Below are 10,658 nucleotides of genomic sequence, written 5' to 3' on the forward strand. Positions count from 1 at the left end.
TCTAGGGAGTAGGGTTTCATTTTTCTCTTTCTTATCACCTCTACTATTGTACCTAATCGTTAAGCAAAGTGCTGTATCTGTTACTGCTAATAATTTAAAAACAGCACAATTTTAAACAGTTTTCCCTCCGTCGAGTGATCCTAATAGCCCACAAAGAGAGATAAACAAATTAACTCTGCATACCTGATTCTTTTAGTCTATTTGGTCTTAGTCATTTGCATTATATAGCAATTATATGTAGCCATATTTGCTGTCACTTAACTTAAAATTAACTATAGATAAAGCTGATAAGCCTACGTGATAAAATACCAAAATTCAATTTTTAAATTTGCTATTACCATTAGCTAACTTAGGAAATGTTTATAATTAAAATATATATTTACAGATATTTTTATGGTTGAAAAACTCAATTTTGGCGATGAAGTCGCAGGTTTAGGGAACTATGGACGTTAATTAAAGATATTAATTGATCGGCGTTGCACAATTTGAGGGTTATTGTGGTGAGTAGGGTTAGGCGTCCCGCCTGCTTTAAAAATACACGCCTTCGGTCTCATGGACCCATCCACAAAAAAATCAAAATTATCCCACTATTGTGCAGCCCCAATTAACCAGCTCATACGCTATCTTTCACTCTACAAAAACAAACCGACCAGGCGGCATATAAAATCCCCTCGCGCAGAAGCTGGGGAGGGGAAATGGTGAATAAAATTATTGGTTTTAAATTATCGATGTGTAGATCTGTTTTTGCAGTATCAAGAGGTATCCATCAAGCCAACGATCCATGTTGGCCAGTCGCTAAGATAATTTCCCGGTGGGAAACCGAGAAATTATCAACTAAATCAACCTTTTTTCTGGCGTTGAAGCTTAGTTTTCCAATTGGCGAGATCCTTTTGAGCCTGCTGATAACTCTTAGTACCCGACGGCACCAGCGAAGCAGCTTCAACTGCCTCTTTCAGCTTTCCTTGAGAGCCACGCAACTGAGCAATTTTGAGAATACTTTCGCTCCACTCTCCAATTAACTGTTGAGCTTCTTCATACTTCGGCTGACCGGCTTCAATTTTATTAACTTGCTGGATGCCTTTACTGTAAGAAGAGGCAACCCCCCGCTTAATTTGACGCTTAGCAGCCGATAGCAAAGCAATATTTACATCCTGGTCTTTGGATAGCTCCTCCCACTGAGCGATCGCCTGTTTCGACTGATTGTAAACAGGCTGATTGACATCCGGCATCAATTTAGCCGCGCCGATCGCCCCCTGGAAATCGCCCCGAGCAGCCCGCCCGTTAGCTATATCCAAAATTGTCAAACTCCAGCGCTCAATATCCTGCTGAGCCTGCGGGTAGAGCGGATCGCTAGGCGGAATCGTTCGAGCCTTAACCACTGCTTTATTAAAACTAGAAGCCGAACCATCCTTGAGGAAAGTTTTCGCCTCAGCCCACACCTGCTGGCTCGATGGTGGCTGCTTGGTTCCAGTCCCTGCTTGCACCGTCTGCGGTTGGTTCTGCGACCCCCCAGTACCAGTAAATTTTTGAGATCCAGAGTTTTGGGCATTTTTAGCAGGCGATTGAGGATCTCCTTCTTGCTGGCCAATAAAAATTGATTTGTTCGTGACAAAAACCCCTAACAGCAGTACCAAAGCCGTAGCTGAACTCCACAAAATTAGCTGCTGCAAAAATGACTTATCCGACCCCCCGTTATGCTCATCCTCCGGCTGTTGCAAGTTCGGTCGATCGCCCCCCCGATCGGCAGCGGCCACAGCATTTGGCTGCGACACAGGCGGATTCTCAACAGGCGAATCCTGAGCGTTGCGAACTGCCGGAGGCAGATCCATTCGAGCCGTAGCCGTCGCCATTTGCGGGCGATCGAACCCATCAGCCATACCAACCGTCATATTGCCGTTGCGTCCGGCCAACGCAGCAGTTGGTACCCCTGAAGCATCCGGCAAAATCACCAAATTAGCCTTTCCCGGAGGATTCACCACCATCAAAGGTTCTTGTTTCGGACGCAAATGGTGGTCACACAGCTCCGGCAGTCGATCGCTCAAAAAACGGTCTAAACCCTTAATGGTCGTGCACTGTCCCGATCGTAGCCCCTCCAAAAGCGCCGTCGTAAAAAACCCCTGACGCAAAGCCGAAGTTTCCCGCGAAACTTGATTCGGGCGGCAAGAAAGCACCGTTGGAATTTCCAGTTCCCGCGCCAGCTCGACCGTTTGAGAGCCGATCGTTTCCCCCGCTTTCACAATCTGGCTGCGGTTCATATCAACCAGCACCAATACCGTTTCCGTAGGAGCGTTTTTCAGAGTATTCAACAGCAACTCTACTGGAATCCCCGTACCCTGAATGTCAGCCGGATTGCCGTCAACAGGCATCAAATAATCCTTACCTTCATAGCTGACACCGTAGCCGCTAAAAAAACACCAGAGTAAATCTCCCTGTTGAACGTGTTCCGCGCAGAGGCTTTGGGTCAATCTCAGAATATTTTCCCGATTTGGATATGTAGATTGACCCCACAGCGACGGCGAGCTATCGGTCATCAGCAGACATCCATCCGGCGCAAAACCCGCCTCCTCAGTCAAAAAACCGTACAGGGCCTCTGCATCCTCTTGGGCATAACTCAAAGGCTGGAGTAACTGATATTGATTGATGCCTATTGCAATACAAGCGTGATTTTTCATCCCCATATGCCCTATATATATAGTGGACAGCTTGCACAAAACGATAACACATAGCCGTTTAAGGTTATACCCACTTTCGTCAGCACTCACAGAGCAGTTATCCGAAGGCAGAACTCCCAACAACCCCCTAATTTACCATCTTAGAATTTTTAATTTTTATATTGCAGTGAAAAATTATACCCTGTGCCTGCCTTTAGAAAAATAAAGTTAAATTGGATACACAGGCCAGTCTATTTGACTCTAATTTTCACCCAACTACACCAAAAAGGAATAACCCACCAATGGTCTCTACCGCTAAAAAAGAAATTTCCACCCACAGCGAATCGCTACTGAAACAAAAGCATCCTAAAACTCACAGCCACTATAGGTTTCAAGATTTTTTTGCCTTCGATCGCCAGATGGGTACAATTGACGACTGGAATGAGTCGCGCAACATTTTTACCAGCGAAGACTTCATTATCGGTTTGGTGGAGGGGCTCGAAGAAGAAGTCGGCCCCGCGTCCTCTGTCATCATGTATACTATTGGTTGCCAGTGGGGACTTCAAGATTCCGAATTTTTTCAAAAATGGTTTAGTGCCGAATACAGCCAGAACATTCGCCAGTCAAATCTCATGTTTCTGCTAGAAACTTGGTGGTGGCCTTTCACGGCTCAAGGTTGGGGTCGCTGGGAAGTGGACATGAGCGATCGCAAACACGGCTGCATCTTCATCAACCTCTTTGACTCAGCAGTTGCTCGCACATTGGGAGACGTAGGCAAACCGGTTTGTCACCTATACGCCGGTTTGTTCGCCGGTTTCTTTGGCTCTTTAGTCAAAAAGCCTCTGAGCTGCATAGAACTCCAATGTTACTCAATGGGAGAAACCTATTGCAAGTTCCTGCTTGGCAACCCAGATAAAATTGATGCAGCAGCATTCTGGCTCAACGAAGGTGCCAACGCCCGCGATATTCAAAATCGACTGCAACACGGTGAAATATTGCGGTAAACAACCTGGAAAGGCACATCCCCTGCCCTGCCTTTCCTCCCACCAATTTCGCGATCGAAAGTGCGATGGTGGATTTCTCCAGGCAGGAAGTAAAGATGAAAAGTCAAACTTCATGGTTGGACCAATCTGTCCAAGAATTCTTTGGTCACTATAATTGGCTGGGAAAATCTTTAGAAACCCCAAATGGCTCGACCCCCGGTCAACTTCTGAGTTTAACCCAGCCAGTAGCAGACTTTTTTCAAGCTATTTCGTGGGAAGGAATTCCGGAAGTAGGTGCCCTACCCCTACCGCCACCCTTGCCAGTAATTTCTATTTCTGAACAAGCAGAAGTCACCATTGATGACCTATTCGATCTGTTTTAATCTGTGTAGGGAATAGAAAATGAAAAATAGGGCAATCCCTCATCCATCTTCTCTCACCCCTGTTTCCTCATCCCTCAAAATCCATTAGTTAAATCCGTTAAATCCCGTACATTGCTCGTTGCCGAACTTCCTTCCTTTTATCAATTACCGATTACCACTTAATTAAAATCATGCACCCTGAGATTGAGGCGCTGCTGGATCAGGCAGAAAACCGCTTTTTAAAAGGCGAAGAACTCATGGCTTTTAAGCGTCAAGCTGTAACCCTTGTCCAGCGCTTAAAAATTTACGAATTTTTGCGAGAGAAGGAAGCAAGCATCTTCCAACCAGTAGCCAACAAACTACAAGAAACATTCCCCGACGAAAAACAAGAAATCTTAGAACGATCGCTCAAACACTGGGTGTTAGTCTTGCGCTACTGCGCTATGGCTATGCTGCTGAACGATCAAAATTTCCTCGAACAGCGCCTTGTAGACTGGCTTTCCGGCATAGTCGAAGCCCACCAAACTCAAAAAATCGAAGCAACTGTTTGCAATCTGCTGCAAACTCGTTTAAAAGAATTGCTTTCCGAGCAAGCCCGGGCTATATTGCAACCATTTTTTGACCAAGCACAGTCAATTATTATTGACCAAGACAATAAATAATCTGCTTTCTTCCCAATTTCCAATTTCCAATTTCCAATTTCCAATTCCCGATTCCCAATTCCCAATTTCCGATGATTAATATTGCCGACTTACTCAAACAGCCCCGACTCCCTGGAAACTACTTTGCCAGCGATGCCTACGTCCGAGGCGACCTCGAACTCGGTCTCCTCGAAAACCGCCGGGGCGATCGGCTTTTAGCACTCCCAGAAACACTGATTCAAGCCATTTATATTGGCTTAGAACAAGAAACAGGTCAAGCCTCCCGCCTCGTGCTTTTCAACTGCGGTCGCTGGTGGGGTAAAAACTTCTACGTGCGTTTTTGCGAAGAAGTCAGCGAATACTACGGTCAGCCAGTTTCTGAAATGGAAATGGTAGAATTTCTTCAGTCCTTGCAGCAGTGTTGGAAAACTCATGGATGGGGAACATTTGAGCTTGACCCCAGCTATTCCGAACATGGATTTTTAATAGTAAAAATTGCTAACTCTCTTTTTGCTAAAACAGCCCCCAAGTCTAAGCGACCAGCCTGTTTTTTAGAAGCCGGTATTTTAAGTTCTTTCTTTAGTCAGCTTACGGGTCGAGAACTTCACTGCCTGCAAACATCCTGCGAATCATTGGGTTCGGACTGCAACCGCTTTATTTTAGGGCTGCGCGAGCGCCTCCAACCAGCAGATTCTATGGTCGAAGAAGGAAAAGACCATGAAGCTATTCTCAGTCAACTTTTTCAAAAAAACTGACTTATTTGACAGCTATTAGTTTGTTGCTAATAGCTGTCAAATCGATTTTTGGGCAGCCATATTATCGACCGTATCATCAAAACTGTGAGTTAAATTATAAAAAAGCTCGTGAGTTAAAAAATAAGGTTTTAGCAATTCAAATAAAACCTGATGAGAACTAGCAGCTAGAAACTTCATAACTTACTCTAGAAACTCATAAAAATTAAAAGCCATCAAAACCTCAAACATTTTGCTAGAACTTAATGGACGCCAATGAACTTCTAACTCGATATGCAGCCGGCGAAAGAGATTTTAGACTGGCAAATCTGCGCGGCATTGTGTTGAGTCCGATCGATTTATACCGTTCCAGCGATGCCCCAACTCTAATTTTGGCAAACCTCAACCAACACCAGCAACGACCCTACTTAATCGGTGCGAACCTCAGCGGGGCCGACCTCACCAAAGCCCACCTGAGCCGAGCCAATCTCAGTAAAGCTGACCTCAGCGGAGCCAATCTCACCGGCGCCAACCTCATGGCAGCCAGTCTGAGCGGCGCCAATCTCATCGGCGCCAATCTCACCGGCGCCAACCTAGCCGGCTCTCATCTGAATTGGGCAAACCTGACCGGAGCAAATCTTCCCAATGCTAATCTCATAGGTGCAGATATGAGTGCAGCTAACCTCACCAAAGCCAATCTCACCGAGGCCAATCTCAGTAAAGCATATCTGATTAAAGCCAATCTCAACGGGGCAAACTTCAAAGATGCTTACTTAAGTCTAGCGAGTTTGAAAGAGGCAGACTTGACCGAAGCACAGCTCACCGGATCCGAATTATCCAAAGCCAACCTAGCCGGAGCGAACTTAACCCGTGCTAACCTCAGCAAAGCCAACCTTTTGAAAGCTAATCTCAGGCGAGCTAACCTCACTCAAGCCTATTTAAACGGTGCGTGCTTGATTGGCTCAGACCTTAGCGAAGCTTGCTTGGATAGAGCCAATTTGTGCAAAGCAGACCTCAGCAAAACCTACCTGAGAAACATTACTTTGAATGGCAGCCACTTAAGCGGTATTAACCTCAGCGGGGCCGACCTCAGCGGTGTAGATTTGAGCCGCAAACTTTTAACTGGAATTAATATGGCAGAGGCATTGTTGAACGAAGCCAACTTAAGCGGTGCTTATCTGATGGAAGCTAACTTGAGCGGCGCAAACCTCAGCAAAGCCAACTTGAGTCTAGCCTACCTGATCAATGCCGACCTGTCTAATTCTTGTCTGCATGAAATTAACTTGAGCAAAGCTAACCTGAGTAAAGCCAACTTGCAGAAAGCTGACTTGACAGGAGCCAACCTCCGGGGAGCCATTCTCACTGAGGCGGATTTGACGGGAGCGAAGTTGATTGGAGCCACTCTTCCTAATGGCACAGTTTATCGGCGTTAAGTTGTCAACCCCCTTGATTATTTGCCTAGTAAAGTGCGGTTGATGTCCAGAATCGGAAAAAATAGGTTTCTTTCTTCCACCGTGAGATATTGTTTGAGAACCTTTTTCATCACATCGTAGGTCACGGTTGCACTATTTCTAACTTGAACAGCGCCTAAAATAGTTTGCAACCAAAGTAGTAGCCGATCGCGCAACCGTTCAGTATCATTAATCAACAGTGCTGCCGCTGAATGCCTCAACACCCGCACAATATCTCCACGGCACTTTTCAGTCATATCGTTAGCCCCGCGCCGAAATAAACTAGGGTCTAGAGACAGCATTTGTGCTTCCACCTGCCGCATAATTTCTGTTTCAGAGGCTTGAAGTTTTTTATAAGCACTCATCCGGTGATTCAAAGACTGAAAGTAGTCTTTCAAAAATTGGAGTTCTTCTGCACTGGCGTAGCGTCCGTCTGCTTCCATGCTCAAACGCGCAAGTTGACTCAACATAGATTTTTCTCTACTACTAAAATACAAACATATCCGTTTTAAGCTTCTTTAGTCCGAACTAAATACTGTCCTACTTGAAAGCGGGTTTCATTAAGCTGTGTAACGATAGAACGAGTAATTAACTTACCTGATTCTACAACTACTTGACCCGTAATAGGGTGTAATAAATCTTGCTGGGCCCGGCGGCCGATCAGAGCTTCGACATTTTCAATAGCATTAATATACATCCCCGCAGGCAACTGTACAACCACACCCTCGCCCATAATTTGAGCCTGACAAGCAAGTCGCGAATTGGCTTTAGCCGTAGTAATGACTTCCAACGTTCTTCTCTCGCGGCGGTTCATGTCCGACAAGCCTTCCATGCCTTCTTTAATGTAAACATGGCAGGTAGCGCACATTCCCCGCCCCCCGCATTCCTTGAGAACGTCTAAGTCTTTGGAAAGTAAGGCAGACAGGATATTTGATCGCGTTTCGACTGCTATTTCCTCCGCAATTGGATCTAGTTTAATAATTTTAACCATATTGATGTTTGCTCCTGTCAAGTTCAGTATTTAGCAAGTTACGATCAACTTATTCAAAGCGCAAAAAAAATTGGCGATCACTCAAAAAGGTTAAGATGCCTTGACGACAGCATCGGCTTCTGGCTCTCTAACCCCTATGGCATAACCCCACTTCTGTTTTGGTCGTTGCTGTTTCCTCGCCCCGATTCCCCAGCTTAGCCTTGAAAAGCTAAAACCCTAGATACTTTCTGGATGGCATTGAAAAAACTGTAATAGTCGCGATCGACTAAAATAGCAGCCACAGGTAGTTCCAGATCGGGTACCGGCATTCGGCAAGATTGATAGTGATTCCGAAGGTCAAGGATTTTAGTAGGTGCGAGTGTGCGATCGCTCTCAAGGAGGCTGAGAATGAACCTGAGATAACATAGGCTGTACCTGGCGAGCGATTCAACAATTTGAATTTTTGTCAGAATTATTTACATATTTTAATACTAGCTCAAGCTTTTTCTATAATTAGACCGATGCAACATTCTAAGTACCGCATTTTAGGGCTAGTCGGACAAGGACAATTTGGTCGAGTCTTTTGTGCCAGCGTTCGAGAAGCTCCCGCCCAGGACTCCCGCCTCACCAGCCAACTGGTTGCTCTCAAAGAACTTAGTCATCAAAAAGCCCCAACTAGCGAATTCTTGCGAGAGCTGTGGTTTCTGATCACCTTGCAGCACCCGAATATTGTTACCTGCCGAGCTCTAGAACACACAGCTACAGGCAGGTACTTGGTTATGGACTACTGCGAGGGAGGAACCCTCCGCAACCTGCTCAAACAAGACCGCCCCTTGCGTCTGCTCGAAGGTTTACAGCTAGTCATGGAAGTTTTAGCCGGCTTAGACTACGCCCACCGCCGAGGCGTAGTTCACTGCGACATCAAACCCGAAAATATCCTCCTAACTTTAGGAGCAAAAGGTTGGTCGCCCCGGCTTTCTGACTTTGGCATCGCGCGTCGGCTGCCAGAAATTGGTACCACTCGCCTCCACCAAGAAATTTCTCCCGACGCTACCGTAGGTTCCCCCGCTTACATGGCCCCTGAGCGGTTTTACGGTCTTTTTTCCCCGATGTCAGATATATATGCAGTAGGAATTCTGCTGTTTGAATTGCTAATGGGCTACCGCCCTTTCGGGGGAACCCCCGGAGACTTGAGGTGGGCGCACCTGAATCAACGCTTGCAATTTCCCGACGCCATCCCCGAACCTTTGCAAGCAATAGTCAAAAAATCTTTAGAAAAGCTACCAGCCCGCCGTTTTGCCAGTGCTTCCCAAATGGCTCAAGCTCTGCGGCTGATCATGTACGACCCCGCTGTCAGGCAATTGGGCGACTGCATTATTCCTTGGGAAAGCCCCACAAACAGTGGTGATAAAAGCTTGAAGTCTGAAACTGAGTCTTTGCTAGAAGTTGAAGAGGAAAAAGCATCACTGTCGGCGATTAATTTACTTGGGACTGTCCGCTATGCGCTTTCGCAGCCCAAGCCACTGATACTTCCAGCACCGTTGACCGCTTTAATTGCCACTGAAACGTATCTCTATGCTGCTGTAGGTACAGAGGTGAAGGTTTGGTCTCAGCCTGGAAAACAGCTAGTTACAGGAGAAATGTCTACTTCTATTTCATTAATGCCGGAAATTGTGCGGGGCATTTTACCTGTTTCCCACGGCTGCTGCGTTCTCACTCCGCAAAAACTTTACTGGCTCAATGAGCGCTCTTGGGAGCCTCAATGTTTGCTGGATATGGGTTTGAGGCAAGGTCCAGATGCTTTTAAAGCTGCTGTAGACTCTCACGGCAACTGGTTGACAGTAGCGGTTCCCGGCGAACTGCGTTTTTATTCTTTAGCTGGAAACAGCACTCCTGGCGATCAGAAAAAAGCCTTGAAGCTGATCGCTACTGTGCCGTTACCAGAACACTATTTACCAGAATTAATGTTTTTGGATCGGCGACACGTGTTAGCAGTTTGGCCGGACAACGAACCAAAAAATCCCCAAACTATTTTTAGAGTTTACACTCGCCGCGGCACGCCGGTGGGTTCTGTGCGGTTGTCTGCCAGCGTGGGACAGATGCTGTTGACACCTGAGCCTTATACTTTGCTGGGAATTCCTCAAGGTGGTAAAGCGGCGGTGCTGTTGATGAAATTGTGGCCACTCAAGGTAGCACGAATTCCTCTTGAAACTTTGCCCGTGTCTGCTTGTGTGGCTAATTGGGGATGGGTATTGGCAGATGTTGGGGGGCACATAGAAGTGTTAAACAGTCAAGGGATTCAAGTAGGGAGTTTTAGCAGCCCCGCCTCACCCCGGGCGATAGCTCCTTGGGGGAATAGAGGTTTGGTGATTGCTGTCAATACTGAGGAAGAGAGCCACTTGCACTTTTTAGATGTAGATGTTGAGGATACCAACTCGCCCTCGATCATCAAAGGCTGATAACTGGCGTAACAAAAGGAGTTTCGGGGTGTAATTCAGGAGAGTGTATTTGCGGGAGATCGATTCCTGGGAGTTTGATCATGGTTAAAGTACCGTGTCGTGTCAACTTCTGGATTTTGAATCAGAGGAATTGTTAAGAGCGATCGGCTCAATCTGAGACCCAAAAGTCCCTCAGTAAAGTCCAAGAAATGCAGACACACCTTACATATATATGACTCATGCACCAGCCTCCTTCTGTCATCCTAACCCCATGATGCAGCCTCACAGCTTACACTCTAACCTTGCCTAAGGCGTACTGGAAGTAAGGTCCATCATCATGTTGAACCACAGAGTTATTCTACCCATGGGCGGTAGATACTCCCCCCAAAAGTCCCATCTTGCCCAAAAAAAAGACCCCATAGTTAAAAGAG

The 10,658-nt window shown here is 46.3% G+C and carries 9 protein-coding genes; 6 read left to right on the top strand and 3 right to left on the bottom strand.

Annotation, left to right across the window (positions count from 1 at the left end; all coding sequences use genetic code 11):
* Nucleotides 1–839: 839 nt before the first annotated feature.
* Entirely contained in the window at nucleotides 840–2,672 is a 1,833-nt protein-coding gene (locus tag QUA23_RS29945) for a peptidase C14 (RefSeq protein ID WP_333079507.1), read from the bottom strand.
* A 281-nt stretch (nucleotides 2,673–2,953) separates the two neighbouring features.
* Here QUA23_RS29945 and QUA23_RS29950 point away from each other — a divergent pair, with 281 nt between their 5' ends.
* From QUA23_RS29950 to QUA23_RS29970, 5 genes are all read left to right on the top strand, one after another.
* Nucleotides 2,954–3,655, top strand: coding sequence for a V4R domain-containing protein (locus QUA23_RS29950; protein ID WP_333079508.1), 702 nt, complete (start codon nucleotides 2,954–2,956; stop codon nucleotides 3,653–3,655).
* A gap of 95 nt (nucleotides 3,656–3,750) precedes the next feature.
* Nucleotides 3,751–4,017, top strand: a complete 267-nt coding sequence (locus QUA23_RS29955) for a hypothetical protein (protein WP_333042386.1) — start codon at nucleotides 3,751–3,753, stop codon at nucleotides 4,015–4,017.
* 170 nt (nucleotides 4,018–4,187) lie between these two features.
* Nucleotides 4,188–4,658 carry a phycobilisome protein gene (locus tag QUA23_RS29960; RefSeq protein ID WP_333079510.1) on the top strand — a complete coding sequence of 157 codons (471 nt, stop codon included), beginning with the start codon at nucleotides 4,188–4,190 and terminating at the stop codon, nucleotides 4,656–4,658.
* 71 nt (nucleotides 4,659–4,729) lie between these two features.
* Complete coding sequence (locus QUA23_RS29965; protein ID WP_333079512.1) at nucleotides 4,730–5,392, top strand: V4R domain-containing protein; 663 nt, start codon at nucleotides 4,730–4,732, stop codon at nucleotides 5,390–5,392.
* A gap of 242 nt (nucleotides 5,393–5,634) precedes the next feature.
* The gene (locus QUA23_RS29970) at nucleotides 5,635–6,801 is read left to right on the top strand and encodes a pentapeptide repeat-containing protein (RefSeq protein WP_333079513.1); all 1,167 of its coding nucleotides are present in this window, start codon (nucleotides 5,635–5,637) and stop codon (nucleotides 6,799–6,801) included.
* Between the two features lie 17 nt (nucleotides 6,802–6,818).
* Here QUA23_RS29970 and QUA23_RS29975 read toward each other — a convergent pair whose 3' ends face one another.
* Nucleotides 6,819–7,289: a phycobilisome protein gene (locus QUA23_RS29975; protein ID WP_333079514.1), complete on the bottom strand. Its 471-nt coding sequence runs from the start codon at nucleotides 7,287–7,289 to the stop codon at nucleotides 6,819–6,821.
* 38 nt (nucleotides 7,290–7,327) lie between these two features.
* The gene (locus QUA23_RS29980) at nucleotides 7,328–7,810 is read right to left on the bottom strand and encodes a 2Fe-2S iron-sulfur cluster-binding protein (protein ID WP_006635922.1); all 483 of its coding nucleotides are present in this window, start codon (nucleotides 7,808–7,810) and stop codon (nucleotides 7,328–7,330) included.
* Nucleotides 7,811–8,310: 500 nt separating this feature from the next.
* Between QUA23_RS29980 and QUA23_RS29985 the strand changes: the two genes are divergently transcribed.
* Entirely contained in the window at nucleotides 8,311–10,248 is a 1,938-nt protein-coding gene (locus QUA23_RS29985; RefSeq protein ID WP_333079516.1) for a serine/threonine-protein kinase, read from the top strand.
* Nucleotides 10,249–10,658 lie beyond the last annotated feature (410 nt).

Source organism: Microcoleus sp. Pol1C5 (genome assembly GCF_036701115.1).
Classification (GTDB): domain Bacteria; phylum Cyanobacteriota; class Cyanobacteriia; order Cyanobacteriales; family Microcoleaceae; genus Microcoleus.

Bases quoted from the DNA above. Each gene is read 5' to 3' on its own strand.
- QUA23_RS29970 (WP_333079513.1), top strand. From the start codon at position 5,635: ATGGACGCCAATGAACTTCTAACTCGATATGCAGCCGGCGAAAGAGAT.
- QUA23_RS29945 (WP_333079507.1), bottom strand. From the start codon at position 2,672: ATGAAAAATCACGCTTGTATTGCAATAGGCATCAATCAATATCAGTTA.
- QUA23_RS29965 (WP_333079512.1), top strand. From the start codon at position 4,730: ATGATTAATATTGCCGACTTACTCAAACAGCCCCGACTCCCTGGAAAC.
- QUA23_RS29955 (WP_333042386.1), top strand. From the start codon at position 3,751: ATGAAAAGTCAAACTTCATGGTTGGACCAATCTGTCCAAGAATTCTTT.
- QUA23_RS29950 (WP_333079508.1), top strand. From the start codon at position 2,954: ATGGTCTCTACCGCTAAAAAAGAAATTTCCACCCACAGCGAATCGCTA.
- QUA23_RS29975 (WP_333079514.1), bottom strand. From the start codon at position 7,289: ATGTTGAGTCAACTTGCGCGTTTGAGCATGGAAGCAGACGGACGCTAC.
- QUA23_RS29985 (WP_333079516.1), top strand. From the start codon at position 8,311: ATGCAACATTCTAAGTACCGCATTTTAGGGCTAGTCGGACAAGGACAA.
- QUA23_RS29960 (WP_333079510.1), top strand. From the start codon at position 4,188: ATGCACCCTGAGATTGAGGCGCTGCTGGATCAGGCAGAAAACCGCTTT.
- QUA23_RS29980 (WP_006635922.1), bottom strand. From the start codon at position 7,810: ATGGTTAAAATTATTAAACTAGATCCAATTGCGGAGGAAATAGCAGTC.